31 protein-coding genes and 2 tRNA genes are annotated in these 24,811 nt (G+C 65.2%); 16 read left to right on the plus strand and 17 right to left on the minus strand.

Annotated features, from left to right (window positions below; translation table 11 throughout):
* Position 1: 1 nt before the first annotated feature.
* The 3 genes from FCU40_RS03000 to FCU40_RS03010 are packed head-to-tail and all read right to left on the minus strand — an operon-like array spanning position 2 to position 1,595.
* On the minus strand, positions 2-1,093 hold the full coding sequence (locus FCU40_RS03000) for a hypothetical protein (RefSeq protein WP_168072826.1): 1,092 nt from the start codon (positions 1,091-1,093) through the stop codon (positions 2-4).
* Between the two features lie 47 nt (positions 1,094-1,140).
* On the minus strand, positions 1,141-1,440 hold the full coding sequence (locus FCU40_RS03005; protein WP_168072827.1) for a hypothetical protein: 300 nt from the start codon (positions 1,438-1,440) through the stop codon (positions 1,141-1,143).
* Positions 1,437-1,595 (minus strand): hypothetical protein, encoded by a 159-nt coding sequence (locus FCU40_RS03010; RefSeq protein WP_168072828.1) that lies wholly within the window; start codon positions 1,593-1,595, stop codon positions 1,437-1,439. The genes FCU40_RS03005 and FCU40_RS03010 overlap by 4 nt, the downstream gene beginning before the upstream one ends.
* 393 nt (positions 1,596-1,988) lie before the next feature.
* On the opposite strand from FCU40_RS03010, the gene FCU40_RS03015 reads away from it, so the two are divergent.
* Positions 1,989-2,261 (plus strand): hypothetical protein, encoded by a 273-nt coding sequence (locus tag FCU40_RS03015; RefSeq protein ID WP_168072829.1) that lies wholly within the window; start codon positions 1,989-1,991, stop codon positions 2,259-2,261.
* A complete protein-coding gene (locus FCU40_RS03020; RefSeq protein WP_168072831.1) occupies positions 2,251-2,598 on the plus strand; it encodes a hypothetical protein in 348 nt (115 codons plus the stop codon). The genes FCU40_RS03015 and FCU40_RS03020 overlap by 11 nt, the downstream gene beginning before the upstream one ends.
* 415 nt (positions 2,599-3,013) lie before the next feature.
* On the opposite strand, the gene FCU40_RS03025 is transcribed toward FCU40_RS03020, so the two are convergent.
* The 4 genes from FCU40_RS03025 to FCU40_RS03040 are packed head-to-tail and all read right to left on the minus strand — an operon-like array spanning position 3,014 to position 4,143.
* Positions 3,014-3,223, minus strand: a complete 210-nt coding sequence (locus FCU40_RS03025; RefSeq protein WP_168072833.1) for a hypothetical protein — start codon at positions 3,221-3,223, stop codon at positions 3,014-3,016.
* Positions 3,223-3,501: a hypothetical protein gene (locus tag FCU40_RS03030; protein WP_168072835.1), complete on the minus strand. Its 279-nt coding sequence runs from the start codon at positions 3,499-3,501 to the stop codon at positions 3,223-3,225. Before FCU40_RS03030 ends, FCU40_RS03025 begins: the two co-directional genes overlap by 1 nt.
* A 1-nt stretch (position 3,502) precedes the next feature.
* The gene (locus FCU40_RS03035) at positions 3,503-3,916 is read right to left on the minus strand and encodes a hypothetical protein (RefSeq protein WP_168072837.1); all 414 of its coding nucleotides are present in this window, start codon (positions 3,914-3,916) and stop codon (positions 3,503-3,505) included.
* Entirely contained in the window at positions 3,916-4,143 is a 228-nt protein-coding gene (locus tag FCU40_RS03040; protein ID WP_168072839.1) for a hypothetical protein, read from the minus strand. The genes FCU40_RS03035 and FCU40_RS03040 overlap by 1 nt, the downstream gene beginning before the upstream one ends.
* A 101-nt stretch (positions 4,144-4,244) precedes the next feature.
* Between FCU40_RS03040 and FCU40_RS03045 the strand changes: the two genes are divergently transcribed.
* The 11 genes from FCU40_RS03045 to FCU40_RS03090 all read left to right on the plus strand — a co-directional run bounded on the left by FCU40_RS03045 (position 4,245) and on the right by FCU40_RS03090 (position 12,095).
* Positions 4,245-5,228 carry a helix-turn-helix transcriptional regulator gene (locus FCU40_RS03045; RefSeq protein ID WP_206677295.1) on the plus strand — a complete coding sequence of 328 codons (984 nt, stop codon included), beginning with the start codon at positions 4,245-4,247 and terminating at the stop codon, positions 5,226-5,228.
* Between the two features lie 87 nt (positions 5,229-5,315).
* Complete coding sequence (locus tag FCU40_RS03050) at positions 5,316-5,678, plus strand: hypothetical protein (protein ID WP_168072843.1); 363 nt, start codon at positions 5,316-5,318, stop codon at positions 5,676-5,678.
* A 5-nt stretch (positions 5,679-5,683) separates the two neighbouring features.
* Positions 5,684-6,445 (plus strand): phage antirepressor KilAC domain-containing protein, encoded by a 762-nt coding sequence (locus FCU40_RS03055; protein WP_168072845.1) that lies wholly within the window; start codon positions 5,684-5,686, stop codon positions 6,443-6,445.
* A gap of 303 nt (positions 6,446-6,748) precedes the next feature.
* Complete coding sequence (locus FCU40_RS03060) at positions 6,749-8,644, plus strand: hypothetical protein (protein ID WP_168072846.1); 1,896 nt, start codon at positions 6,749-6,751, stop codon at positions 8,642-8,644.
* A 206-nt stretch (positions 8,645-8,850) separates the two neighbouring features.
* On the plus strand, positions 8,851-8,976 hold the full coding sequence (locus tag FCU40_RS23490) for a hypothetical protein (protein ID WP_275052038.1): 126 nt from the start codon (positions 8,851-8,853) through the stop codon (positions 8,974-8,976).
* Between the two features lies 1 nt (position 8,977).
* Positions 8,978-9,292, plus strand: coding sequence for a hypothetical protein (locus FCU40_RS03065; protein WP_168072848.1), 315 nt, complete (start codon positions 8,978-8,980; stop codon positions 9,290-9,292).
* The gene (locus FCU40_RS03070) at positions 9,293-10,033 is read left to right on the plus strand and encodes a hypothetical protein (RefSeq protein WP_168072850.1); all 741 of its coding nucleotides are present in this window, start codon (positions 9,293-9,295) and stop codon (positions 10,031-10,033) included.
* A complete protein-coding gene (locus tag FCU40_RS03075; protein ID WP_168072851.1) occupies positions 10,033-10,293 on the plus strand; it encodes a hypothetical protein in 261 nt (86 codons plus the stop codon). The genes FCU40_RS03070 and FCU40_RS03075 overlap by 1 nt, the downstream gene beginning before the upstream one ends.
* Before the next feature lie 72 nt (positions 10,294-10,365).
* Positions 10,366-10,752 carry a helix-turn-helix transcriptional regulator gene (locus tag FCU40_RS03080; RefSeq protein WP_206677296.1) on the plus strand — a complete coding sequence of 129 codons (387 nt, stop codon included), beginning with the start codon at positions 10,366-10,368 and terminating at the stop codon, positions 10,750-10,752.
* Between the two features lie 27 nt (positions 10,753-10,779).
* Positions 10,780-11,019, plus strand: coding sequence for an XRE family transcriptional regulator (locus tag FCU40_RS03085; RefSeq protein ID WP_168072853.1), 240 nt, complete (start codon positions 10,780-10,782; stop codon positions 11,017-11,019).
* Complete coding sequence (locus tag FCU40_RS03090) at positions 11,016-12,095, plus strand: tyrosine-type recombinase/integrase (protein ID WP_168072854.1); 1,080 nt, start codon at positions 11,016-11,018, stop codon at positions 12,093-12,095. Before FCU40_RS03085 ends, FCU40_RS03090 begins: the two co-directional genes overlap by 4 nt.
* Before the next feature lie 64 nt (positions 12,096-12,159).
* Here FCU40_RS03090 and FCU40_RS03095 read toward each other — a convergent pair.
* Positions 12,160-12,235: transfer RNA gene (locus tag FCU40_RS03095), tRNA-Ile, on the minus strand.
* A 149-nt stretch (positions 12,236-12,384) separates the two neighbouring features.
* Between FCU40_RS03095 and FCU40_RS03100 the strand changes: the two genes are divergently transcribed.
* Positions 12,385-13,140 carry an SIMPL domain-containing protein gene (locus tag FCU40_RS03100; protein ID WP_168072856.1) on the plus strand — a complete coding sequence of 252 codons (756 nt, stop codon included), beginning with the start codon at positions 12,385-12,387 and terminating at the stop codon, positions 13,138-13,140.
* A 57-nt stretch (positions 13,141-13,197) separates the two neighbouring features.
* Here FCU40_RS03100 and FCU40_RS03105 read toward each other — a convergent pair whose 3' ends face one another.
* From FCU40_RS03105 to glmU, 9 genes are all read right to left on the minus strand, one after another.
* On the minus strand, positions 13,198-13,659 hold the full coding sequence (locus tag FCU40_RS03105) for a hypothetical protein (RefSeq protein ID WP_168072858.1): 462 nt from the start codon (positions 13,657-13,659) through the stop codon (positions 13,198-13,200).
* A gap of 3 nt (positions 13,660-13,662) precedes the next feature.
* Positions 13,663-14,019: an aspartate 1-decarboxylase gene (gene panD, locus FCU40_RS03110; protein ID WP_004617575.1), complete on the minus strand. Its 357-nt coding sequence runs from the start codon at positions 14,017-14,019 to the stop codon at positions 13,663-13,665.
* Between the two features lie 243 nt (positions 14,020-14,262).
* Entirely contained in the window at positions 14,263-16,053 is a 1,791-nt protein-coding gene (locus FCU40_RS03115; RefSeq protein WP_168072860.1) for a long-chain-acyl-CoA synthetase, read from the minus strand.
* A gap of 101 nt (positions 16,054-16,154) precedes the next feature.
* Entirely contained in the window at positions 16,155-16,991 is an 837-nt protein-coding gene (locus tag FCU40_RS03120; RefSeq protein ID WP_168072862.1) for an aspartyl protease family protein, read from the minus strand.
* 218 nt (positions 16,992-17,209) lie between these two features.
* Positions 17,210-18,589: a 3-deoxy-7-phosphoheptulonate synthase class II gene (locus FCU40_RS03125; protein WP_168072864.1), complete on the minus strand. Its 1,380-nt coding sequence runs from the start codon at positions 18,587-18,589 to the stop codon at positions 17,210-17,212.
* A gap of 112 nt (positions 18,590-18,701) precedes the next feature.
* Positions 18,702-19,925, minus strand: coding sequence for an O-antigen ligase family protein (locus tag FCU40_RS03130; protein WP_168072866.1), 1,224 nt, complete (start codon positions 19,923-19,925; stop codon positions 18,702-18,704).
* Entirely contained in the window at positions 19,922-21,322 is a 1,401-nt protein-coding gene (gene gor, locus FCU40_RS03135) for a glutathione-disulfide reductase (RefSeq protein WP_004617585.1), read from the minus strand. Before gor ends, FCU40_RS03130 begins: the two co-directional genes overlap by 4 nt.
* Before the next feature lie 56 nt (positions 21,323-21,378).
* Complete coding sequence (gene rpiA / locus FCU40_RS03140; RefSeq protein WP_168072868.1) at positions 21,379-22,065, minus strand: ribose-5-phosphate isomerase RpiA; 687 nt, start codon at positions 22,063-22,065, stop codon at positions 21,379-21,381.
* Positions 22,062-23,438, minus strand: coding sequence for a bifunctional UDP-N-acetylglucosamine diphosphorylase/glucosamine-1-phosphate N-acetyltransferase GlmU (gene glmU, locus FCU40_RS03145; protein ID WP_168072870.1), 1,377 nt, complete (start codon positions 23,436-23,438; stop codon positions 22,062-22,064). Before glmU ends, rpiA begins: the two co-directional genes overlap by 4 nt.
* Positions 23,439-23,508: 70 nt before the next feature.
* On the opposite strand from glmU, the gene FCU40_RS03150 reads away from it, so the two are divergent.
* Positions 23,509-24,222, plus strand: coding sequence for a phosphoglycolate phosphatase (locus tag FCU40_RS03150; RefSeq protein ID WP_168072871.1), 714 nt, complete (start codon positions 23,509-23,511; stop codon positions 24,220-24,222).
* Positions 24,223-24,269: 47 nt separating this feature from the next.
* Positions 24,270-24,344, plus strand: a tRNA-Val gene (locus FCU40_RS03155).
* Positions 24,345-24,811: the final 467 nt, after the last annotated feature.

The raw sequence follows: 24,811 nt of genomic DNA on the forward strand, positions 1-24,811 counted from the left end.
GTCACTCCTCGAAGCTCATGCTGCCGATGGCGTCGTCCATGGACGACCACTGGCCGCGGGGTTGGTTGATTGGGGTCTGGGTCGCCCAGCGCTGATCTTCCCAGCGACGCTGGTTGAGCCAGGTCGACGGGTTGCAGGGGCTGATATCCCGGCCGCGCTGCTGCTCGGTCGCAAGCCATGCGAAGTAGGCATCCGCCGCCTCGCAGAGGACTTCGATCGATGGCGAGTCGGCACCACGGCGCACCGCGACGAAGGCGTCCAGCGCCACCGGCCTTCCGACGCGGTTGCCGTAGCAGCGCCACCAGGCGTCGAACTCCGCTCGCTCAGCGTCGGTCGGGTCGGATCGGGACTTCCGGCGCTTCGGGGCGCTGGGCTGGCTGGTCGGCACGAGAAATCGCCCTGCCCCGTCGAGGCCCAGCGTCGGCGTGACGATCGGCTCAGGCGCGCGCGTTTCAGGTTCGGAACGTAGTGGAGAACCTTCTTCTTCTAGTTCCCTTTCCCTTTCCCTTTCCCTTGGGATTGATGAGGGATCGGAATTCCCGGCTTTTTCTGTCCCTGTAGGAATCCCAGTGGGATCGTTAGGCGTCCCACTGGGATCGCTCTGGGATGTTGGCGCTGATGCCAGTGGGATGCCAGCAAGGCACTTCACCACGGTGTCCTTGGTCAGGACAGGAGCGAGCGGGTTGCGCGCCGATAGCATGGCCGCTGCGTCTCGGATCTGCTGCTCTAGCGCAGCTCCGTCGAAGGCGACCTTCCAGCGCTTGGCGTTTCCGAGGCCGCTCTTAGCGCGCTGCAGCAGCTTCTCCAGCCACGAGATCAGCGCCGCCTCGGCAATGACCGGGTGGTAGAGCCGGCCGTCCTCAGCCTTGATCCAGCCGCGCATCGCGACGGCCTTGGCTTTGCGGAAAGTCTTCACGTCGAAGCCGAGTTCGGCCAGGTGGCAAAGCTCATCGTCATCGTCAGGCAGCGAGGCCGCCGGCACTTGATGCCACGCCCGGTACCAGAGTTTGTGACCGATCATCCACGCGATCGGGTTGCGCGACGCGGTGGCGTTGAAGCTGGACGCGAACAGACGCGGGACGTCGATCGACATCCGAGGGAAATCGCGCAAGTCGCAATCTGCGGGCGTGAGAGGCGCGGTCATATGGCATCCGGCCCCTCGACCATCATCCTCCGGACGCGCTTGGCGCCGATCTCGGCGATCCTGGCGGCCTGCTCCGGCCCGGCCATCTCCGCGGCCAGATCGATGGCGAGCGTTGCCACCTCCAGGAACGGGCTGTCGAAGTCTCCGGCGCCATAGTCGTGCTCATAAGCAAGCGCGAACACGAGCGCCTTGATCGCGTCCTTGGTTTTGGCCCAGCGCCGGAAATACGCGGCCATGATTGGATCTTCCGCGCCGGTAGCGGGCCGCGACGGGAAGGCAATGACGTTGTCGCTCACCGCTCCAGCTCCTTCATGCGGCGCTCGGCGCGGATGCGCAGCGCTCGGCCATAGTTCGCGACAGGATCAGCGGCCCGGCTGAGAAGGCTCCCGATGCGGGCCTGGGCGCCCAGGAGCGCCAGCAGCAAGACCTTCTTCCAGCTCTGTGAATTCACGCTCTCGCTCCTGGGCTTTGAGTTGTTCCCGGCGCGCATCGTCCGCCTGGGCGACGATGAAATCTCGGAGCGTCGTGCCGGTAACCGCGGCGCCCACGTCGATCAGGAATCCGAGGCCGTAGACCATGGACAGGCGAGCGATCGACCTCCCGCTGAGATGGCCCGCCAAGATGTTCTCGGCGGTCTTCGGCGTGCAGTTCAGGTCCCGCGCCACGTTCTTGGCGGTGTGGACCGGATGACGGGCGCGGAGGCGCTCTGCGACCTCCTTGGCGAAGCACCCGTCATCGAAATTTCTGGCTTGGGGGAGAACTCCCACGAACGCATCCCTCATCGCTGGCATGACTGTCTCGTCGGCCAGGGATGGTCCCCGCCGAAGCAGGGTTGGGAGGGTTCATGAAAGACGATCGGACTTGCCGGTCCGAGCAGTATTGGGACGAAGAAGTGGAACGGCTGGGCGGGCATGCCCGGCCGTTCGTCATTTCGGGAGCCGACGCGAAGCTGCTCGATGCCATCGACCACGCGATATCCGCCGGCGCCTGCCGGGTAGCGGCCAGGATGAACCCTCAAAGTGCGGCGACCTGGAACGCCGTGGCCGAGGCGAAGCGGCGCGAGGCCAAGAAGGCCTTGGCTGCCTACTTGAAGTCGGTCGGCCGCCGTGGCGCGTGAGACCGTCCGGGTCCGCCTGGACCAGATCGAAGCATTCTTGCCGGCGATGGCGGTGCAGGTCGAAGCCTTGCGGCTGTTGTTCGGGATGCTGATGGACTTCGACCTCGACCGGTCGGACGACCTGGGCGGCGAGCCCCTCGTCGTCCCGATCGCGCAGACGCTCGAAGCCATGCTCGACGCCGCAGATCCGGAAGCCACCGAACCCGGGGCACAGATCAAGGTCGAAGCCATCGCCGCGGCGCTTCGGATCATCGGCCCGATCGAGACCGAGGAGGTCGACATCGAGATCGGCGCTCCCAACATTTCGCCAGGGCCAGGAGCGGCAAACGATGACTGATGAGGCGCGCGCCCAGCTTGACCGTTGCGCGCATGGCGCGAGATGGTCCAGCCATGGCGATAGACTGGGATCAGGTTCGCAGCTGGGTAGGCACGATCGGGGGCCTGGCCGGCTTCACGACTCTTGGCTTCAATCGCCTCGATCGTTGGCGAGACCGGCGGACGCAGGAATTGGAGCGGCTGACAGTCACCACGGCCAACGTCCGGGACGGTGTGGTCGCGATCAAGGTTTGCTACCGAGCCAACGATGCAGCCGAGCGATTGCAGGTGACCGTCAGAGCGATCTCCCCCAAAACGCTCTTGGTCGTGCCTCGACCGGAGGGCGACTACGACCCCAGTACGGCCACTGTGATCAACCGCCCCATCGACGTTGGCGCAGGTTCGAGGCTGACAACGGAGGAATTGCGTTTCAATCACTATGCGCCTCCCCCGGTCATCGGCGAGACCACGGTCTTCCTGGCGAACATCATTGGCGGGTCGACGTCGGCGAACGCCGCCTCAGGCAGCGTGATGATCCGGGTGACGACGATCTCCTCCCGCAGGCGATTGACCGCCCAGAAGAGGCACATCAGCCCGACGGCCTGAACGGCAACACCGATGGCAAGGATCAATTCGAGGGCCGACATCAGGCGCATCCCAGAACATGCGCCACGCCGCCCGCCAGCTTGACTAGCGAGCGGCGATGTTCTCCCGTGGAAGCTGCACAACAAACCACGGAGAGCCTTAGATGTCGGGTGAGGGTACGGGCGCTCGCGCTGCCGCTTCGGATATCATCCTTCAGCGGCTGGTTGCCGAACTTGAGGTGCTGCACCCTGGCCTCATCGATCGGCTTGTCGGGCCGGTCAAACGACCGGTCATCGAGAACGAAGACGAGAAACGCCTTCACGATATTATCGAAGGTCATATCAGTCGCATCCTTGGGAATGCGGCTGGACAGGTGTACCGGGGCAAGCCGACTGCGTGACAGCGTTGATAATGCTGTCGAGACCAGAACCCTTGGCATCTTGAGCAGCCAGCGCCTCGGCGACGATCTCGCGCAGCCGAGCTTCCTGTTGCTGCGTGAAGATCGGTGCCTCGCAGCTATTGGCGGCGCTGGACAATGCGGCCATCCGGGCAGCAGGCGCGGCGGGAGGCGGCTCTTGATCGCCCTCTCGGCGCTCAAGCCAGGCCACAAGCCGGTCGGCAATCCGCTCGACGCCGTCTGTCCGATGGTCGACGTCCCGCCAGTTGCCCTCGCAGCAGAGCTGGGCGGCCAGGACCAGAGCGAGCTGACGGTTGGTGCTGGCGCCAGGACCGGCCAATGACGATTGAGGGGGCATCAGGCGGCGCCCGATAGAACGATTTTCGCGGCCAGACCTGTCAGCTTTGCTTCTGCCTGGGCGAGGCGGCCAATCCCTATGTCGCTCTCGCCCGAGGCCAAGGCGTTGAGGCGCTTGCCGTCATTGAACAGCAAGGTTGAAACCGTCGACGTAGCCAGCCCTGCGGCCTGCGCGTAACGGTAACAGCCTTCAACGAATTCGCTGAGCCGGGGATCAAGTTGGGACATGCCCCGAATGTTCGGGCTTTTTCCCGAATTGTCAAGCGTTGTCGTCCCGAGTACCCCTTGGCACCATCTAGAGGGTTATCCGAATGGACGTTGAAGGAGGGGTGCAGCTCGATCGTATCCGTGAGCGGATGCGCGCGCTCGACCTCAATCCCTACAGTGCCGCACGGAAGGCTGGCTTGGGCGAGAGCTTCGTGCGCGACATTATGCGCAATAAAGTTCGACATCCCAGCGCTGAGCGACTGAGCAAGCTTGCGTTCGCACTTGAGTGCAGCCTGGCATATCTGCTGGGCGAGGACGAGCCTGATATCTTGTGGCCCGAAGGTAAGGCACCGCCACCACCCCTGGCAATTGCTGAAACGGGAAACAACGCCCCGCCGCTTAAGGCCGTATTGCTGCCAATTCGCTTTGAGTTAATGAGCGATGCTCTTCGTAAGGCGACCGAGATTTCCAGACCCCCTCTCGGTTGGGAGGCAGCCACCATTCCAAAGACCTTTGCAGGTCGGCAGTGCTGGTGGGAGATCGTTAGAGACAATACCATGGAAGCATCGGCACCCTATGGATCCCTTGTTCAAGTAGTGGAATACACGGACGACGAGCGAGAACTAATCGCAGATGGCGATTTGGTGATCATAACCAAGCGTATAGCAGCTCTGGACGCGACTTATAACTTTGTCGAGCGCTCCATGCGACGCGTTACCTATCGATATCCAGATATGGGGCTATGGTTTCTGGAATTTGATCGCAACGACCCGTCGCAAAACCTAACCATGGACGTGTTCCGCGAGCATGAGCCGACAGAGCCGCGCAAATCGTATCGCGAGATAGCAATGGAGCTTGAGGATCCAGACGAGCGCGAAACCGCACTACGCTGGGATGACGCCTTTAAAGAGGCGGTCGCAAAGCGCGCGAGCGGTCCGAACGAGAAGATTCAGAAGGCGCTGGATCACGTCAACGAGATCCTAGACGACCCAGAAACGACGAAGCGAAAACTGGAAGAGTTTGACCGGATGTCGCCGAAGTTGGTCGGGAAGGTGATACGCATCCTTCGTCCTACCGACCCGCACGCAGGCTTCATTCAAAGCTAAATTCGGGAAATTTCCCGACCACCCCCTTTACTCGGGAAATTTCCCGATCTAACTTCACTCCATCGACACCCGATGGAGCGCCCGCTTATGGCCGGCACGATCAATCCGAAGCGAGTCCTGGCTGAGGGCCTAGAGCCGCGGAAGACGCGCAACCTCTACCCGGCTACCTACGAGCGCGACGCCGCCGTGGTGGCCGACATGCTGGCTAAGACCGAGGCCCAGGCCGCCACCGCGCGTCGGGTTCTCCAGGCTGCGCTGAAGTCGGGCGACAAAATCGTCGCCCGTTCCCAGCGCCGGGCCGTCGACCGCTTCGACACCTACTCCCGCAATTGCCGCGAGCGCCTGCACCGCCTGCATGACCTGCAAGTTCGCGCTCGACCTGCAGCGCCCGCTTTCGACCTGCCGTCGGCTGACACGCCTGCGGCTCCCTTCCTCTTGGCCGCAGAGTAAGACCGATGCACCAGCAGCAGGATCACACCACGACCGCGCTCGCCCTCGGCGCGGCCACCGAGCCCACCATGTCGTCGCGCGAGATCTCGGCCTTGGTCGAGAGCCGGCACGACAAGGTCAAGCAGTCGATCGATCGCCTCGTTGAACGTGGCGTGATCGTCCAACCCCCAATGGGGGATGAACCCCTGACCGACGCGATGGGGCGTCAACGCTCCGAGCGTGTCTACCGCCTCTGCAAGCGCGACAGCTACATCGTGGTCGCCCAGCTCTCACCGGAGTTCACGGCGCGGCTCGTGGACCGTTGGGAAGAGCTGGAGCGCCAGGTTCGCCAACCGATCAATCCGGCGTCGCTTTCGCGGATGGATTTGATCCAGTTGGCGCTGGCGGCGGAAACCGAGGCCCAGACCGAGCGCGAACACCGCCTCGCCGTCCAGGCCATCAACGAGGAACTGGCGCCGAAAGCCGTCGCCCTGGACCTGATCGCCGGCACCGACGGCTCGTACAGCATCACCGAGGCGGCCAAGGCGCTCCAGAAGCGACCCAAGGACGCCTTCAAAGAACTGTCGACCCGGAAGTGGATCTACCGCCGGCCGGGTGCGAGCGCCTGGTGCGGCTATCAGGACAAGATCAACGCCGGGCTGCTGGAGCATAAGGTCACGACGATTGAGCGCGACGACCGCCCGGACAAGTCGGTCACCCAGGTCCGAGTGACGCCGAAAGGGCTCGCCAAGCTGGCCGAAGCGCTCGGCGTCGGGCTCCTTCAGTGATGCCCGCCCTCTCCTTCCCCACAAGGCAGCGGCAAATTTGCCGGTTTGCTCCCCAGCCCATCTTTGGGCGCGCGACCAGGGAGCCGAACGGGGGTGTCGTTCCAGCGAACGCGACCCTCGCCGTCCTCCGCCAACTGCCGAGCCTGCTGTTCGTGCTGATCTGCGCGGGCGTGCCGGCGGCAATCCTGCTGGGCCTCTGACCCGATGGTCGAGCTCCGCCAAGCTTTCCAAAACGCCAGTGGACGCGCCCCCTCCTACAGCGGCGCGCCCACTGGCTCGTCCGATCAACCTTGGGAGACTGAAATGGACATGCACACCGATACCACGGCCCATCTGGCCGCTGAAGGCGCCGAAACCCCGGCGCGAGCCGCCGCCACGATGCGCAAGGCAAAGGCCGAGGGCAAGATCGCCCAGGCCCCGGCGGCCGTGGCGGAAAAACTGACCGTCAGACAGAACGATCTGAGGCACGAAGTGGTCGGGTCGGCCGAGGCTCCGTCGCTGGCCGCCCTGCTGGCCAAGCGGAACACCATGATGGACGAGATCAATCTCCGCGCTGAAGGCGACGACGCACCCGACGATGAGGTGACGCAGGCCAACGAGGCCGCGTTCGCTGTCGAGCATGAAATCCTAACTTCGCCATGCAGGACGGCCGACGATACCGTCGCGAAGGTTGCCGCACTGGTCGAATTTATCCGCGAGGCCGGCTGTCCGGACGAGAGCGACGTCGAGAACGTGCTGGCGGATATCGGCCGGGTACTGCGCGAATCCACTCACTCGATGCACGGCACGAAGGTGGATCGCCGTGACGCACACTGGGCTTTGGTCCCCCATGCGCCGGTCGCTGAGCCCGCGCCGCTGAACCTGCCGGGAGACCTTGCCGCCATCGTCGCGGCGGCCGAGGACTACGACGTCAAGTTCGTGAAGCCGGCCGTTGCGCGCCACGGCGCCGCGGACGTGGCGACCATGGGCGAAGGCAAGGACGATCCGGCCCTCAAGAGGGCCGAAACCCTGGCCTGGGACGAGATGGACAACCACTGCGACGTCTATCGCGCGATCGTCGACACGATCCTAGATCATCGCCCGGCGACGCCGAAGGAGCTTCTGAAACAGGTCGAAGCCTGGGGCTCGCTCTTGGTCAAGCACTTCGCGTGGCGCACGAACGCCGAGACCCTGATCGGCAAGCTCAGCATGGAGGACGCCATCATGATCGGCGAGCACATGCACGCCAGCCTGAAGGGGATTAGCGGCGCGAGCCCGGCACCAGCCCGCGGCCCCAATATGCCCCCGTCCTTTGACGCCGAAGGCGTCGCAATCGTTGCTGAAGCCAAGGAGATCGCCAAGGACATCGGTCCGGCCCAGGACGCCTTCCATGAGGCCAACGAGGCGTGGGTCGCGACCAAGGGCAAAGGCGAGGAGGGCTTGCTGGCGCACCAGAACGAGCTGGAGGCCGTCTGGTGGAGCCACCTGAACCGGTTCTCCGCCACTGCCGAGCGCCTCTTCGACTTGCCGGCGCCGACCATGGCCGACCGGGCCCGCATCGTCCGCGCCTACGCCGAGCTCATGGCGCCGATCTTCGGCGACACCGACCTCGACAACAAGCTGGCTGGCCTGCCGACCGAGAACCTGCTGGAGGTGATCTCCTACCTCGACGGCACGCGCCCCAGGGCGCTCAACGGTCGTGATGAGATCCGTGCGGCCTGGGTCAGCGCTAAGGCAGCGCAAGACGAGAAGGGCGCATGGGAGCAGTTGGACGCCGCCGCGCGCGCCGCCGAGGACGGGCTTCGCGGCGCCAGCACGACCGTGCGCCACTTCGAGGATCAGAACCCGACCTCCGGCGATGGCGATCCCGCCTACGACCAACTCACCGCAGCGTGGGACGAGGCGAGTTCCACCCTGTTCCGGACCTACCATGAGCTGCTGAACATGCCCGCGCCGGACGTCGCCGCGTTGGCTCGCCAAATCCAGATCTACAGCTGGGTTACCAACGTGACCGACCACCGTATCGACGGCAAGACCAGCTGGCCGCTCGACCCGGCCGAGCCGAAGATGGTCGCCGCGATCGACAATGCCGGCGACGACGACGAACGCGGGCTGCTGAGCCTCTATCGGTCGGCCTGCCGTCTGGCCGGCGTCGAACTCCAGCCGATCCGGATCGAAGCCGAAGTCGCGGCCGAAGCCGAACTCCTCGCCGCTGAATAGCCGCTACCCAGCCGCCGGCCATCGCGGTCGGCGGCGCCTTTCCGAAGGACCGAGCCCGTGACGCGCTATTTCCGCCCTCCCCCGCCCTTCATCCTGCTGTTGGCTGCCCTGGCAGCAATCGGCGCTTCTCATGTGGTGACGCTGTGACTGATGCCACTCGATCCCATCCCTGGACTCGACCAGACGGCGTGAGTTGGAGAGCCGGCATGGAAATCACGGGTCCAAACGCCGGCGCATTCATGGCCGAAATCAAGTTCGAGACCCACGCCCAATGCGTCGAATTTATCGACGCGATGCTAGGCCGCGCGCGGCCTGCGACTGAGGAGGCCTAAGGTGACCGATCCCCGCATCAAACGCCCCTGCCCCTTCTGCGGCGAGGCGCTCCATCTGATCTTTCAGACCGACGCGACGCACTTCCCGATGATCGAAGGGAACGACACGGTGAAGGATGAGAACGGCTATGATCTGGAAAACCCAGTCGATGCCGTCTCGTGCTCTGTCTGCTGCGCCCATGTCCCGGCCGTTGTCTGGAACGGCGATGTTTCGGCGTCAGAGTTCGCCATCCGACGTGCCTTCGAGGTCGAGAACGGCAAGTGCGGCTGCGGCCACGAACACTATGCCTCCTCTGCCGTCCTGGAGGCCGCATAGATGGCCGAGCGCATCGAACTCCCCACCAAAGCCCAGATCGCGGCCCTGACGGATCCCGCCGCCATCAAGGCGCTGATCGAGGACATCGAGGGCGTCGTGACCACGATCGAGACCCGCCTGGAGTACAGCGGGATCAATGACGACGATTGGCGGGCCCGCGCCCAGGGCGCCTTGATCCGCCATCGGACGGCGTTGCGCCAATTGAACCGCCGGGCCCATGATCTCAGGTTTATCGCACTTCGGCAGCCGAGCCGCCCTCATGGTCGAAAGACGAAGTTGACGTCGAAGCCGGCGAACGCACGGCCCGACAGCGAGAACGATCCTCTGACGAACGAATCCTTGGACCAGGATCACGTGATCGACCTAGGCAACTTCACCGAGGTCGCGGAAGCGGACGCCAAGCTTGCAGATCTCGACCGACGCATCGCCGCCGTTTCGCGGGATCGCGACGACGAGATCGCGACGCCTTCGCAGAAGCGGGACGAGGGCTTCCTAGCCGCCACGAAGTCCACTCTGGCCGCCATGCGCAACAACAGGTCTGTGCTCCAAACTCATCGAAACCGGCTGGTGCGCGGCACTGTCGGCGAGACCTGCGCCGACAAGATGCAGCGCCAGGAGCGCCGCGAGCGCCGGTTCGTTGACGCCGCCCGCGACCTGTTGCCCACCGCGACCTTCCAGGCCATCTGGGATCGGGTCGAGCGCCAGGAGGTGGAAATCGCTGGCGCGAAGGTTACTGCCTGATGGGCGACATCATCGACTTCAAGCCCCGGCCCGGCCAATATCAGACCAGCGACAGCGCGACCGACATCGTCCGTTCTTGCCCATTCTGCGGCGAGTGCGAAGCGCTGAGCCTCGGCGAGGAAGAGAAGATCCTCGCAAAGTTCGAGGATGGCCGCCCGATGATTGTGGAAGTCTCTCCTACCGTGTTCTGCGAGGTCTGCGACGCCAGCGCGCCTATCGAAACGTGGAATAGTCGGATTTTGCCGCCGGGGGCCGCCTGATGGCACGCACCCCATACACGCTTGACGTGTCGAGCGCCCGGATAAATATCGGGGCACGCAAGGAGAAAACTGTTGGAGAAGTCATCGCCGTCAGGCCGGATTGTAACGGAAGTCGACGCTCATGTCGGCCAAGTCGTGCGCGCTATCCGCAAGACAAAAGGAATTTCCCAAGAGCAACTTGCCAAATCCCTCGGTGTAAGCTTCCAACAAATTCAAAAATACGAGCTTGGACACAATCGGGTGTCTGCATCGAAGCTGTTCGCGATTGCCAACGTCCTGGATGTCGAGCCCGGCGCATTCTTCGCAGGTCTTTCCAAGAATTCGCGATCAGTGTTCCCGCCTTCGATGATGGCTTTCTTTTCGGAAGACGGGGCGCGCGAAGTGGCCGAAGCCTACTTGAAACTGAAGCCGTCGCACCGCCGCACGTTGGCGGAGCTTATTCAGAGCATGGCAGAATGATCGCAGGCGTAGCCATGGGGGACAACCATGGCTACTGAGCGCCGTCACAAGGTCGAGCCACGCGGCTTGCGCCGGCCGGACGCCGCGCACTACGTTGGCGTCTCGACCAGCAAGTTTGATGAGATGGTGGCCGACGGCCGAATGCCGAAGCCCAAGCCCGTCGACGGCTGTCGCGTATGGGATCGCTTCGCCCTGGATGAGGCCTTCGAGCAATTGCCCGGGGACAACCGCGGCGCCGAGAACGAGTGGGATCGCGCCTTCGGATGACCAAACTGCGCCTGAAGTACGTGAAGGCCTTCGTGGACCGCCACGGCAAGCCGCGCCACTACTTCCGGCGACCGGGCTTCAAGTCGATAGCCCTTCCTGGCCTTCCCGGCTCCAAGGAGTTCATGGCGGCCTATCAAGCCGCGCTGTCCGGAGAAACGGCGCCGGCCCGCCAGATTGGACTTGAGCGCACCAAGGCAGGCAGCTTCTCGGCGTTGATTATCGCCTATTACGACTCCGCCGAGTTCAAGGCGCTCCAGCCCATAACCCAGAAGACCTATCGCAACTCGATCGAGCGCTTCCGGTCTACCAAGGCGCCCAACGGCGAGAAGTACGGAGACCTCAGCGTCACCGACCTCCAGTCCAAGCACATTATGCGGATCATGGACGGCATGGCCGATAAGCCTGGCGCCGCTTACAATCTCCGCCGGATCCTTCGCATCTTGATGCGCTTCGCCGTCGAGCGCGGCTGGCGCCACGACAACCCCACGGTCGGCGTGCGGAAGGTCAAGAACAAGTCCACCGGCTATCGCTCCTGGACAGAAGAGGACATCGCCCAATTCGAAGCCTACTGGCCGCAGGGCTCCCGGGCCCGCTTGGCCCTGGCGCTACTCCTCTACACCGCCCAGCGACGCGCCGACGTCGTCACGATGGGCCGCCAGCACGTCAAGGACGGCAAGATCCACGTCGCCCAGAGCAAGAGCCTGGGCCACACCAAGCTGGCAATCCCCATCCATCCAAAGCTCAAAGAAGCGATCGACGCTGTTCCGGCCTCGAATATGACCTTCCTAATGACCGAGTACGGCAAGCCCATGTCGCCGGTCGGCTTCTCGAACTGGTTTAGCGACTGCGCCAAGAAGGCCGGGCTACCGCCGCAGTCATCGCCCCATGGTTTGCGCAAAGCGGCATCCCGACGGCTGGCCGAAGCAGGCTGCACCGCCAAACAAATCCAGGCCGTCACCGGTCACAAAAGCCTTGTCGAGGTGGCGACCTACACGGCCGCAGCCGACCAAGCGCGCCTGGCGGAGGACGCTCTTCAAGCCCTTCAGCGGGCCGAAAAGGGAACACCCGGTGTCTAACCGAGAAAGCCGGGTAGACAAATCGGCGAATTTAGTCAGCGAATTCAACGCATATTTTGGAAGGTGGTAGGCCTGGAGGGACTCGAACCCCCAACCAGACCGTTATGAGCGGTCGGCTCTAACCATTGAGCTACAGGCCCGCGCGAAGCGTTTTCACGATCGGCGAGCGCGCGGATTAGCACGGGCCGAACGCGGCTTAAAGCTCCGGTTCAGGTTGAGCCTGTCACGAAGAACCCAACAAGGTTCGGCGACGTTTTGTAGCCTCGACCTTCCGTGGAGAATAAGACCGATGACCCGCCCCGTTCGTAGCGTTCTGACCACCCTCGCCCTGCCCGTCATGGTCGGCGGCGGGCTGCTGATGGGCGCGGTCGCGCCTGCCCTGGCCCAGACCGATTCCGACGCCGCCTTCAGGGCCACCACCTTCAGCCTGTCGGCCTATGGCGAGACCCGGGTCGCGCCGGACATGGCCACGATCACCCTGGGCGTGCAGACCGACGCGCCGACCGCCGCCGAGGCCATGAAGACCAATGGCGCGCGCATGAACCAGGTGCTGGCCACGCTGAAGAAAGCCGGGATCGCCGAGCGCGACATCCAGACCTCGAACCTGAATCTCAACGCCCAGTACGCCTATGAGCAGAACCAGCCGCCGAAGCTGACCGGCTACCAGGCTTCGAACCAGGTGACGATCACGGTGCGCGACCTGAGCAAGCTGGGCGCGGCGGTCGACGCCACGGTCGGCGCCGGAGCCAATACGGTGGGCGGCATCAGCTTTGGCCTGGCCAACCCGAAGGCGGCCGAGGACGCGGCCCGCCTGGACGCGGTGAAGGCCCTGCAGGCCAAGGCCGAGCTCTACGGCCGCGCCACCGGTTACAAGGCCGTGCGTCTGGTCAATCTGAGCGAAGGCGGCGGCTACACGCCTACCCCGCCCGCCGTGCCGATGTTCGCCATGGCCAAGCGCGAGATGGCCGACTCCACCGCCGTCGCCGCCGGCGAGCTGAAGGTCCGCGTCGACGTCAACGCCGTCTACGAAGCGACCAAACAGTAGACAAGACGGCCGTCGCCGGCAGGGCCCGGCGACGGCCGCGCCGCGCTTGGGCGGCTATTAGAAACCGGCCTTGGCGAAGGCGTGCAGGACCCGATCCTGGATCTCGACGCCCGGCAGGGCCCGGTCGCCCTCCATCACGGCGACGTAGCTGAAATGGCTGTCCGGCTTGCCCGGGCTGGGCGGCACGGGCCCCATCGCCCATCCGACCGAGTTGCCGGCCGCCGTCGGACTGGGGCAGCTGATGAAGCGGGCGGGCTTGCCGGCCCCGCTCTTGGACAAGGCCTCGGCCGTGGTCTGACCGCCATCGCAAGACGGCAGGCTGCGCGCGCAGGTCACGTAGCCGCCGCCACGCCACACCATATGCCCCTGGGCGTCGGTGATGATCACACAGGTCGAGGGCGAGCCGATGGAGCGTCCGATGGCCTGGGCCAGCTTGGTGTCGTCGACCCCTTCCGGCAGCTTCTGGGCGCAGGCCGAAAGGCTCAAAGCGGCGAGCGCGAAAAAGGCCGTGCGCCGCATCGCCTAGGCCGCCTTCTTGATTAGGTTGCCTTCATCCAGCAGGACGACCGTCGGGGCGTAGTTGCGCGCCTCCTCGGCCGCCATCTGGCAATAGGCGACCACGATCACCAGGTCGTTCTTCTGCACCAGGCGGGCCGCCGCGCCGTTGACGCCGATCACCTTCGAACCGCGCGGGGCTTCGATGGCGTAGGTGGTGAAGCGCGCGCCATTGGTGATGTTGAGCACGTCGACCTGCTCGTTCGGCAGGATGCCCGAGGCGTCCAGAAGGTCGCGATCGATGGCGATCGAACCCTCATAGTCGAGGTCGGCCTGGGTCACCGTGGCGCGGTGCAGCTTGGCCTTGAGCATGGTAAGCATCATGGCGACGGGATCCATCCCTTTGAGAAATATCGTTTTTCGAGCCGCCACACACTAGAGCCTTATCCGCTCGAATGGAATCATTCGAGCGGATAAGGCTCTAAATCAAACATTTAGAGCGTGATAGCCGCCGAAACCGCTCACACTTTCGGCTATCACGCTCTAGGCTCATCCATCCGGCCCAGCCATATAGACACAAGCCCGAGCCCGTTCAATCGCGCCGGGCTCGCGGGCTTGGCCAAGTCGTCAAAGCTTGAACGCGCCGCTTTCGATCTTGGCGTGCAGGGCCTTGGTGATCTTCACATAGCCGTTGGCTGGATCGCGGAAGTACAGCGGATCCTTGGTCTTGGCCGGGTCGAAGCCATCATTGACCAGATCGATCTTGCGGTACTTGAAGGTGCCGGTCGTCTCGATCGCCTTTTGCAGCCGCACGAAGACCGGCCGCGCGTAGCCGGGCATATGCTCGTCGACATGCTTGCCGAAACCCTCGAGGTCGAACTCGTCGTCGGTGACCAACGAGGCCATGCCGGCCTTGCCGTCCAGGTCGCCGACCTTGACCCCGTAGACATTGACCTCCAGCACGCCGGGGAAGCCGGCGATGCGCTCGGCCACCTCGCTGGTGGCGACGTTCTCGCCTTTCCAGCGGAAGGTGTCGCCGATCCGGTCGACGAAATAGATGTAGCCGTCGCCGTCGATCTTCATCAGGTCGCCGGTGCGGAACCAGGCGTCGCCCTTCTCGAAGACGTCGCGCAGCACCTTCTTCTCGGTGGCGGCCTTGTCGGCGTAGCCGGTGTAGTTCGAACGCGCGTCGCTGCCGATATGGCCGATGCACTCGCCGACCTCGCCCGGCGCGACCTCGACACAGCAGCCGTTGGCTCCGCGCACCGGCATCTCTTCCTCGACGTCGAACTTGACGATGCGGATGTTGAACTTCTTCTTCAGATAGCCAGGCACCCGGCCGATCGCGCCGCGCTTGCCGTCGAAATTGAACAGCGAGACGTTGCCCTCGGTCGCGCCATAGAATTCAAGCACGCCGCCGACCTTGAATCGGTCGAGCATCGTGTCCCAGACGTCGGGACGCAGGCCGTTGCCGAAGATCAGGCGCAGCTTGTGGGCGCGCTCCAGCTCATGTTCGGGCTGGTTGGCGAGGTAGCGGCACAGCTCGCCGATATAGACGAACATCGTGCAGTTCTCGGTGACGACGTCCGGCCAGAAATGGGTGGCCGAGAACTTCTTGCGCAGCACGATCGAGCCGCCGTTCAACAGCCCCGCGCCCATGGCGCAGAGGCCGCCGGTGGCGTGGTACAGCGGCAGGGTCACGTAGATGCGGTCGGTCTCCTTGGCCCCCGTCGAGCCGGCGAAGCCGCGCATATAAAGCTGGGCGCGCATGTGGGTGATGCGCGCGGCCTTGGGCAGGCCCGTCGTGCCGCTGGTGAAGATGAAGAGCGCGGTGTCCTTGGCGGTGATGCCGTCGCGGGCCGTCAAGCGGTCGGGCCGCAGTTGGCTGCAGCTCTTCAGCGCCTTGACCAGATCGCGCTGGTCGTCGTGGACCGGCCCCAGCACCCACTGCTGCACGTGGCGCTCCAGCTGCCCCTTCACGTCCTCGAAGCAGGGCGAGGTTTCGGGATCGACGATGCAGTGCAGCGCCTGCGAGATGTTCAGGCAGTGGGCCAGGGCCGCGCCGGTCAACTGGTTGTTGATCAGCGCCGTGGCGACGCCGACCTTGGTCAAGCCGTACCAGATGGCCAGGTATTCCAGCCGGTTAGGCATGAACAGCGCGACGGTCTGGCCGCGCGTCAGTCCCTGCCCCTTGGCCCAGTGCGCGTAGCGGTTGGCGATGGCGTCCAGCTCGGCATAGGAAACCGTCTTGCCTTCGAAGGTGATCGCGGGCCGGTCGCCATACTTGTCGACAGCCGCCTCCAGGTCGTCGCAGATCAGATTAACGCTGTCCGGAGCGATGGATTTCACGCGCTTGAGCGTGCGGGAAAGGCCCTTCAGGAACCGAACTTCCCGCCGAATCTTCTGGCTCAGGCGCATCTAGACTCTCCCTTCAAACAACCATTGGAGAGCCCCGCGCGACGGGTCAAGCCGCCGCGTGCTGCATTGCAAACCTTTCGCTGTTCGTTGAAAAACGGTGATCAGTTTAGGCCGGTCATACTGAAGCGAAACTCGCCTCGCTTGAAGTCGAGGGCCACGGATCGGAACTTCTGAAGCACGTCCGCGCCGATCAACAGCGCCGGGCGATCCGTCAGCCCCCAGTAGTCGAAAGTGTGTATCGGCCCCATAACAACGGGAACCGCGCGGATCTGGACCGGCCCGATACGCAGAAAGCTGAGAATGGCCACGGTTCCGGACATCTCCTGACCCGTGACGCTCTTGAGACGCAGATCCAACGCCGAGCCAAGGATAGCCTCGTGCGCCTTCGCCGCCCGCAGCAAGGCGAGATTACCGATGGTGGTCGTCGAGCCGCTGTCGATAAAGGCCGTCAGCGCCACACCGGGAATCACCGCGTCGATCAAGGTCAGGCCGTTGCGCTGGGTCTTGGCTGGTACGGTGAAGGTGTCCCCGCGTGGCAGCGGCAAATGCGGCGCGATGGTCATCCGCCGCCGCGAATAGTCCAGCATCACGTTGTTGCCCGCCAGCCAGTCCAGACCCAAGAGACCATCCGCGCCAAGGTTCTGGCGCGGCACGACCGGGACGCGCATGTCCGCCCGCTCTCGCCGACCCGACCGCATCGACGCCACCACGACTTCGTCCACGACCGCCGAACCGGCGACGCCATGCAAGACCGTGCGTCCGGCCCGCGCTAGACCCAGGGCGTCGGCCAATTCCATTGAGACTGCGGAATTGTCGGCTCCGGTATCGACCAAGAAAGCGTAAGGCCCCCGTCCATTGACCGACACCTGAGCCGTCAGGCGCTCGGCGGGATCCAGCAAACGCAGAAGGTCCGTCGTGGCCGTTTCCGATCTCGCCACGGGCGATGGGGTATTTCGATCTTGAGCCCAGGACAGCGCCGGCGCTAGGCCCGCGCCCACGGCTGCCGTCAGGATCGCTCTTCGCGATGTCCCTTGGCGAAACAATCAGCGTCCTCCCGGATCTTTGGGAGGACGCTATGTCCAATACCGAAGTTAAGCCAGCGATCTCACCCTAAACACGCCGCGAACAAACGATATTCGGTCGCGACCATGGCGCCTCACCCCGCCGCCAACCGGCGCTGATCGTCGCGGGCCGACTTCAGCTTTTCCGCCACCAGGAACGCCAGTTCCAGCGCCTGCTCGCCGTTCAGGCGCGGATCGCAATGCGTGTGATAGCGGTCGGCGAGGTCCGTTTCCGAGACCGCCCGGGCGCCGCCCAGGCATTCGGTGACGTTCTGGCCGGTCATCTCCAGGTGGACGCCGCCTGGGTGGACGCCCTCGGCCTGGGCGATCTCCACGAAGCTCTTCACTTCGCTCAGAATGCGGTCGAACGGACGGGTCTTGTAGCCGGTCGAGGCCTTCAGCGTATTGCCGTGCATCGGGTCCGTGGCCCAGACCACCGAGCGGCCAGCCGACTTGGTCGCCTTCATCAGGCGCGGCAGGCGATCGGCGATCTTGTCCGAGCCGAACCGCCCATAGAGGGTCAGACGGCCCGGCTCGTTGTTCGGGTTCAGCACGTCGATCAGGCGCAGCAGGTCGTCGCCCTCCATGGTCGGGCCGCACTTCAGGCCGATCGGGTTCTTCACCCCCTTCATGAACTCGACATGGGCGCCGTCCAGCTGGCGGGTGCGCTCGCCGATCCACAGCAGGTGGGCGCTGGTGTCGTACCAGTCGCCGGAGGTGCTATCGACGCGGGTCATGGCTTCCTCGAAGCCCAGCAGCAGGGCCTCGTGGCTGGTGAAGAACTCGACGCGGCGCAGGTCCGGCTGGGTGTCGGGCGTCACGCCGACGGCCGACATGAAGGTCAGGGCCTCGGAGATCTTCTCCGACAGTTCTCGATAACGCGCGCCCTGCGGGCTGTCGCCGACGAAGCCCAGGGTCCAGCGGTGGATGTTGTAGAGGTCGGCATAGCCGCCGCTGGCGAAGGCCCGCAGCAGGTTCAGGGTCGCGGCCGATTGGCCATAGGCCTTCAGCAGCCGATCCGGATCGGGCACGCGCTCGGCTTCGCTGAAGTCCATGCCGTTGATGATGTCGCCCCGGTACGACGGCAGGGTCCGATCGCCGACGGTCTCGACCGGTTCGGAGCGCGGCTTGGCGAACTGGCCGGCGATGCGGCCGACCTTCACCACCGGTTTGCCGCCGGCGAAGGTCAGCACCACCGCCATCTGCAGGATCAGGCGGAAGGTGTCGCGGATATTGTCCGCGTGGAATTCCTTGAAGCTCTCGGCGCAGTCACCGCCCTGAAGCAGGAAGGCGCGGCCCTCCGCGACATCGCCCAGCAGCGTCTTCAAGCGACGCGCCTCGCCGGCGAACACCAGCGGCGGCATCTGGCGAAGCGTCTGCTCGACCCGCTCCACGGCGCCCATGTCCGGATAGTCGGTGGGCATGTGCTTGGCGGGTTTGGCTCTCCAGGCGACGGGGGTCCAGCGGGCGGTCATGACAGGCTCGATCATTGCAAGGGGCGGGGTAGATATCGCGAAAAGGACGGAAAGGCAAAATCGTGCGGCTAGATAGCGTCAACCCGACGGAGCGAGAAAAGTCGTTGTCGCGCTAGCGCGGCGAAGCGCTCGATTTTTGCGCGACGCCGCAGGCGATGGCGGCCAGAGCGCCCAGGGCGATCCACCACTCCTGCCAGACGCCAAAGCTGATGCCGCCGATGGTCAAATAGGCGACCAAGGTCGCCGCCGCCATGGCGCCATCGCGACGGTCCTCCCCGGTCCGCCCCACGACGCGATAGGCGAGCCAGGCGAAGAAGGCCCCAGCCAAGGCCGCGCCGATCGAACCCAGCTCCAGCCACAGCTGGATGGCCGCGTCGTGAGTATGCAGCGGGATGGCGTTTCCGAACATGCGACTGGCGTCTATGCCCCAGCCGCGCAGCGGATGCTGAACCGTCTCGTTGGTCGCGAAAGCCCAGATATTAAGGCGCGCGTCCCACGAGGGCGGAGCCAGCACGTGCAGCCAGGCGATGAAGCCGCTCCGCACCGACCAGAGCACCACCATCGGCGCGAAGATGAACGGCAGGGCCACGATCGGGATCAGGGCGCGGGCGACCGGCTTGCCGATCACGCGAACGCCCAGCCAAACGAGACCGCCCGCCAGCAGGGCCGCGATCGGCGCGTCGGCCCCGGTGAAGTGCGCGCCGGCGATGGTCAGAACGGCCATGGCCGCGATGATGATCGTCCGCCCCCGCACGCGCCAGGCGTCCAGGATGCGAGCGCATGGCCAGAACAGCAGCGCCAGCGGATAGGCGCCCATCGACACCTTGACCATGGCCAGGTCCGGCCGGATCGGGTCATGGCTGGCTCGCCGCAGCGCCTGGAAGATCTTGGCCTGCAACGCCCCGTCCAAAGCGGTGATCAGAGCCAAGGCCGCGGCGGCCACGATCATCACCGCGCCCGCCCGCCGCGCGGAGCGCCGCGACAGGGTCCCCAACGCCGCGACGGCCGCGCCGTAGAAGCCCAACTCCAGCACAAGCTTGAAGGCGGTGAAGGCGCCGAGAGCCTTGTCCTTCTTCAGGTCGGCCAGATGCGGCGCCGCGGGGCTCCAGTGAAGGCTGATCAGCGCCCACGCCAGCAGCGGCAAAAGCGCGAAGACGGGCAGCATCGGCTGCCGCGCGCGCGCCAGGGTCGGCGTGACCAAAAGGCCGGTCAAGGCCAGCAGCGGCGCGAACCCCAGCGGCGCCAGGTAGCCCACCAGCGGGATCATCGCCATCAGGAAGACGGCGACCGCGCCCAGCCAGGGCGTGCGGCGCTCGGGCGCGAGCTCCGACGTCATCCAATCCCGCCGACTTCGACCGGAATGTATTTCTCCCGCAGCGTGACCAGTTCCTCGGCCAGGGTCGGGTGAACCGCGCAGGTCGAGTCCCACTGCGGCTTGGTCACGCCCATCTTCACGGCGATGGCGGCCATCTGGATGATCTCGGGCGAGTCCGGCCCCACCACATGGACGCCCAGCACGCGCTGGTCGTCCTGCTTGACCACCAGCTTGATCAGGCACCGTTCCTGGCCGCCATAGAAGGTGATCTTCATCGGGCGAAACACCGAGCGGTAGATGTCGACGCCGCCGAACGCATGACGCGCCTCGGCCTCGGTCATGCCCACCGAGCCCACCGGCGGCTGCGAGAACACCGCCGAGGCGACCATCTCGTGATCGAAGGTGGTCGGGTTGTCGTAAAACTCGGTCTGGGCGAAGGCCGCGCCTTCGCGGATGGCCACGGGCGTCAAATTGATGCGGTCCGTCACGTCGCCCACGGCCCAGATGCTGGCGACATTGGTCCTGGAATGCTCGTCGACGGCGATCGCGCCCTTGTCGTTGAGCTTCACACCGGCCTTCTCCAGCCCCAGCCCCTGGACGTAGGGCTCGCGGCCGGTGGCGAACATCACCGCCTCGGTCTCGAAGGTCAGGTCGTTGGACAGGGTGCTGACCAACACGCCGTCCTCGGCTTTCTCGATGCTCTTGTGCGAGCATCCCAAAACCACCTTGATCCCGCGCTTTTCCAGCTCGTCGGCGAGGTGCGAGCGCACATCGTCGTCGAAGCCGCGCAAAATATTGGCGCCGCGATAGAGCAGCGTGGTCTGCACGCCCAGGCCGTTGAAGATCCCGGCGAATTCGACGGCGATGTAGCCGCCGCCGACGATCAGGATGCTCTTGGGCAGCTTCGGCAGATGGAACGCCTCGTCCGAGGTGATGCCCAGCTCCGCGCCGGGGAAGTCGGGGCGCACGGGCCGGCCGCCCGTCGCGACCAGGATCTTCCGGGCGGTGTAGGTTCCCGCGTCCTTGCCGCCTTCCTTGGGCAGGACCTCGACGGTGTGGGCGTCCAGGATCTGGGCGCGGCCATGCAACAGATGCGCCCCGGCCTTCTGCAGGTTGGTGACATAGATGCCCGACAGACGCGCGATCTCGACGTCCTTATCGTGCAGGAAGCTCTTCCAGTCGAAGTGGGCGTCGCCGATCGTCCAGCCATAGCCCTTGGCCGTCTTCAGCTGGCTCGTGACCTCGCTGGCGTAGACCATGAACTTCTTGGGCACGCAGCCCCGGATCACGCAGGTGCCGCCGACTCGATACTCCTCGGCCACGGCGACCTTAGCCCCGGTCATCGCCGCAAGGCGCGCCGCGCGCACGCCGCCGGAGCCCGCGCCAATGACGAAGAGATCGAAGTCGTAGTCAGCCATCACGGCCTCCGGAAACTGCGGTTTGGCGGCTTATCTAGGGCGGCGAGCGCCGAAGGTCAGGGGCGCAGATGGATAACGCCCTGATCCGTGCCGACTAGGGCCTCATCGGCGAGGTCCAGGAACAGGCCGTGATCGACCACGCCCGTGACGCTTTTCAGCGCCGTGGCCAGGGCCGCCGGCTCGTCGATGCGGCCCGAGGCCATGTCGTAGATCAGGTTGCCGCCGTCGGTCACCACCATGCCCCGATCGGCCTGGCGCAGGCGCGGCGGCGGCAGGTCGAACTCGGCGGCGATATCGGCCAGGCGGCGGCCCGTATGGACGTGACCGAAACGCACGACCTCGATCGGCAGCGGGAACTTGCCCAGGACGTCGACCTTCTTGGCGGCGTCGGCGATAACGACACAGCGGGTCGAGGCCTCCCAGACCAGCTTCTCGCGCAGCAGGGCCGCGCCGCCGCCCTTGATCAGCGACAGCCCCGGACCGATCTCGTCGGCGCCGTCGACGGTCAGGTCGATCGTCTTGACGTCGTCCAGCGCCGCCAGCGGCAGGCCCAGCTCTCGCGCCAGGTTGGCGGTGGCCTCCGAGGTGGGCACGCCGCGAATGTCCGACAGCCCGCGCGCCGCCAGCGCCTTGACGAACCAGGCGGCCGTCGAGCCGGTGCCCAGCCCCACCACCATGCCGTTCTCGACGAGCTCCGCCGCGGCTTCGCCCGAGAGGCGCTTCTGATCGTCGGCGCTGCTCATGCCTTGTTGTCCTTCTTCGCCTGCTTCAGGGCGCGGAACTTGGCCGCCCACCCCGCCTTGACGGTTTGCTCGGCGCGTTCCAGCGCCAGCGCCCCGTCCTCGACATCCTTGGTGATCACCGAGCCCGAGCCCGTCATCGCTCCGTCGCCCACCCGCACGGGCGCGACCAGGGCGCTGTTCGAGCCGATGAACGCGCCCTTGCCGACGTGGGTCTCGAACTTGTCGAAGCCGTCGTAGTTGCAGAAGATCGTCCCGGCCCCGATGTTGGCCTTCTCGCCCACCGAGCCGTCGCCCAGATAGCTGAGGTGATTGGCCTTGGCCCCGGCTCCGACCTTGACCTTCTTGACCTCGACGAAGTTGCCGATGTGGGCTTCGGCTCCGATTTCCGCGCCGGGCCGCAGACGAGCATAGGGACCGATCAAGGCCCCCTCGCCCACCACCGCGCCTTCCAGGTGGCTGAAGGCCTTGATCACCGCGCCGCTGGCGACGCTGACGCCCGGACCGAAGACCACGAACGGCTCGATCGTCACGCCGCCGGCGATCTGGGTGTCCCAAGACAGGTGAACGGTGTCGGGGGCGGGCATGGTCACGCCCTCGGCCATCAGGGCCTTGCGTCGGGCGGTCTGCCAGACCGCTTCGGCGGCGGCCAGTTCGGCCTGGGCGTTGACCCCCTGCACCGAGGTCTCCGGCGCGAAGGCGGCGCGCGCCGTCAGCCCGCGCCCGTTGGCCAGACCCACGACGTCGGTCAGGTAGTACTCGCCCTTGGCGTTGTCGTTGCGCACATCGGCGAGGATGCCGAACAGCGTCGCCCGATCGGCCGCCATGACGCCGGAATTGCAGGCCTTCACCTGTTTGGTCGCCGCGTCGGCTTCCTTTTCCTCGACAATGCTCAGAAGCAGGTTGTCCGGCCCCAGGACCAGCCGGCCATAGCCGGTCGGGTCGGCCGCCTCGAAGCCCAGCACCGCGACGTCCGCGCCCTCGGTCAGGACCTGGAACAGCGGCGCGATCACGCCAGCCGTCGTGAGAGGGCAGTCGGCGTAGGTGACGACGACGTCGCCCTCGAAATCGGCCAGGGCCTCCTTGGCCGCCAGCACGGCGTGTCCGGTGCCCATCGGCGGATCCTGGATCACGGTCGAGCCCGCGCCCAGCCGCTTGCGGACGCTCTCGCCGACTTGGGGGCTGTGCGCCCCGACCACGACGACGATGCGCTCGCAGCCCAGGTTCTGAGCCGCGTCGATAGCGTGGTCGGTAAGGGTGCGGCCAGCCAGCTTGTGAAGCACCTTGGGCGTCGGCGACTTCATCCGCGTGCCTTGGCCGGCGGCCAGGATCACGGCGGCGCGCGGGCGGGCCGGCTTGGAGACGAGATCAGTCATGGGCGTGGGCGACTCCCCAAAGCGCGTTCAGCGTTGCATTAGCCGCGCAATTGACGGAAAGGCCAGAGCCATGCGCGCGCTTCATGACCTGAACGGGGCGACCATCGCCTTCGACCTCGACGGCACCCTGGTCGACACGGCGCCCGATCTGGTCGGGTCGCTGAACTTCATCCTCGCCGAGGAGGCCCTGCCGCCCCTGCCCTTCGACGCGGTGCGGCTGATGGTCGGTCGCGGCGCCCGGGCCCTGCTGGAGCGTGGTTTCGCCGCCGCCGGCTCGCCCCTCGACGCCGAACGCGCCCCGCCGCGGGTCCAGCGTTTCATCGACCACTACCTGACCCGCATCGCCCAGGAGAGCGCGCCCTTCCCCGGCGTGGTCGAGGTGCTGACCGACTTGAAGGCGGCCGGCGTGAAGCTGGTGGTCTGCACCAACAAGCTGACCAACCTGTCGGACGCCCTGCTGGAGGCGGTGCATCTGCTGCCATTCTTCGACGCCGTGATCGGCGCCGACAGCGCTCCGGCCGCCAAGCCCGACGGCCGCCACGTCGCGACCGCCATCGCCGCCGTGGGCGGCGAGATCGGCCGCGCCGTCATGGTCGGCGACAGCATCAACGACGCCCTCGGCGCCCGCAACGCCGGCGTCCCCAGCGTGCTGGTCTCTTTCGGCTATACCGAAGAGCCGGTCGACACCCTGGGCGCGGATCGGGTCATCCACAGCTTTTTGGACGTGCCGGAGGCCTGCGCGACGCTTTTGGCCTCTTGCCCCGCGCCGAACACCAGACTATAGACCCCCTCCTCTCGCGGATCGGTCCCGCACGGACCGGCCCCAAAGGCGGATGCGTAGCTCAGCGGGAGAGCACCTCGTTCACACCGAGGGGGTCACAGGTTCAATCCCTGTCGCATCCACCATTTTCTTCTTATTTGACAGTGACTTGCGGCACACGGGGCGGGTCATTTCTGGCGCTATCGCCCAGAAACCCCAGTTTCGAGCCCTCCAACCCGCGAGCCGAATACTTGCGAGGACTGGATTTCCGAGGCCGTGAAGAAATCGGCGCGTCCGAAGTGTTCGCCTTCTTGGAAAGGCCATACTTCCCCAGCTTTTCGCCGCCCGCTGTGTGCGTGAGCTTCTTTCCTATTCCCGGAGTTACCACGGTGACTTGAGCGTCTATGGGCGCCTAGAAGCCTCAACCGAACAGTGGGTGACTGACCGTCGACGTAGCGCCAAAACCTGCCGTCCGCTCCTCTCCAGAAACCCGACATTGTCGCGCCAACTCAATGTCGACCGAAATTTCTATTCTTGAGATAGCTGCGCCATTCAGGCAGCGTATCCAGCGAGCCTCGTAACCGTTCGCGGCTTCCGGGATAATTTCGCGTCG

Origin of the sequence: Caulobacter sp. SSI4214, assembly GCF_012184455.1 — a bacterium.
Classification (GTDB): domain Bacteria; phylum Pseudomonadota; class Alphaproteobacteria; order Caulobacterales; family Caulobacteraceae; genus Caulobacter; species Caulobacter vibrioides_E.

What these genes read in the sequence shown, in the direction of transcription:
- FCU40_RS03025 (WP_168072833.1), bottom strand. Translation starts at nt 3,223, where the DNA reads ATGTCGGCCCTCGAATTGATCCTTGCCATCGGTGTTGCCGTTCAGGCC.
- FCU40_RS03070 (WP_168072850.1), top strand. Translation starts at nt 9,293, where the DNA reads ATGGCCGAGCGCATCGAACTCCCCACCAAAGCCCAGATCGCGGCCCTG.
- FCU40_RS03130 (WP_168072866.1), bottom strand. Translation starts at nt 19,925, where the DNA reads ATGACGTCGGAGCTCGCGCCCGAGCGCCGCACGCCCTGGCTGGGCGCG.
- FCU40_RS03060 (WP_168072846.1), top strand. Translation starts at nt 6,749, where the DNA reads ATGGACATGCACACCGATACCACGGCCCATCTGGCCGCTGAAGGCGCC.
- FCU40_RS03000 (WP_168072826.1), bottom strand. Translation starts at nt 1,093, where the DNA reads ATGTCGATCGACGTCCCGCGTCTGTTCGCGTCCAGCTTCAACGCCACC.
- FCU40_RS03015 (WP_168072829.1), top strand. Translation starts at nt 1,989, where the DNA reads ATGAAAGACGATCGGACTTGCCGGTCCGAGCAGTATTGGGACGAAGAA.
- FCU40_RS03040 (WP_168072839.1), bottom strand. Translation starts at nt 4,143, where the DNA reads ATGTCCCAACTTGATCCCCGGCTCAGCGAATTCGTTGAAGGCTGTTAC.
- FCU40_RS23490 (WP_275052038.1), top strand. Translation starts at nt 8,851, where the DNA reads ATGGAAATCACGGGTCCAAACGCCGGCGCATTCATGGCCGAAATCAAG.
- FCU40_RS03050 (WP_168072843.1), top strand. Translation starts at nt 5,316, where the DNA reads ATGGCCGGCACGATCAATCCGAAGCGAGTCCTGGCTGAGGGCCTAGAG.
- panD (WP_004617575.1), bottom strand. Translation starts at nt 14,019, where the DNA reads ATGATGCTTACCATGCTCAAGGCCAAGCTGCACCGCGCCACGGTGACC.
- FCU40_RS03100 (WP_168072856.1), top strand. Translation starts at nt 12,385, where the DNA reads ATGACCCGCCCCGTTCGTAGCGTTCTGACCACCCTCGCCCTGCCCGTC.
- gor (WP_004617585.1), bottom strand. Translation starts at nt 21,322, where the DNA reads ATGGCTGACTACGACTTCGATCTCTTCGTCATTGGCGCGGGCTCCGGC.
- FCU40_RS03055 (WP_168072845.1), top strand. Translation starts at nt 5,684, where the DNA reads ATGCACCAGCAGCAGGATCACACCACGACCGCGCTCGCCCTCGGCGCG.
- FCU40_RS03115 (WP_168072860.1), bottom strand. Translation starts at nt 16,053, where the DNA reads ATGCGCCTGAGCCAGAAGATTCGGCGGGAAGTTCGGTTCCTGAAGGGC.
- FCU40_RS03090 (WP_168072854.1), top strand. Translation starts at nt 11,016, where the DNA reads ATGACCAAACTGCGCCTGAAGTACGTGAAGGCCTTCGTGGACCGCCAC.
- FCU40_RS03075 (WP_168072851.1), top strand. Translation starts at nt 10,033, where the DNA reads ATGGGCGACATCATCGACTTCAAGCCCCGGCCCGGCCAATATCAGACC.
- FCU40_RS03030 (WP_168072835.1), bottom strand. Translation starts at nt 3,501, where the DNA reads ATGACCTTCGATAATATCGTGAAGGCGTTTCTCGTCTTCGTTCTCGAT.
- FCU40_RS03085 (WP_168072853.1), top strand. Translation starts at nt 10,780, where the DNA reads ATGGCTACTGAGCGCCGTCACAAGGTCGAGCCACGCGGCTTGCGCCGG.
- FCU40_RS03105 (WP_168072858.1), bottom strand. Translation starts at nt 13,659, where the DNA reads ATGCGGCGCACGGCCTTTTTCGCGCTCGCCGCTTTGAGCCTTTCGGCC.
- glmU (WP_168072870.1), bottom strand. Translation starts at nt 23,438, where the DNA reads ATGACTGATCTCGTCTCCAAGCCGGCCCGCCCGCGCGCCGCCGTGATC.
- FCU40_RS03150 (WP_168072871.1), top strand. Translation starts at nt 23,509, where the DNA reads ATGCGCGCGCTTCATGACCTGAACGGGGCGACCATCGCCTTCGACCTC.
- rpiA (WP_168072868.1), bottom strand. Translation starts at nt 22,065, where the DNA reads ATGAGCAGCGCCGACGATCAGAAGCGCCTCTCGGGCGAAGCCGCGGCG.
- FCU40_RS03125 (WP_168072864.1), bottom strand. Translation starts at nt 18,589, where the DNA reads ATGACCGCCCGCTGGACCCCCGTCGCCTGGAGAGCCAAACCCGCCAAG.
- FCU40_RS03035 (WP_168072837.1), bottom strand. Translation starts at nt 3,916, where the DNA reads ATGCCCCCTCAATCGTCATTGGCCGGTCCTGGCGCCAGCACCAACCGT.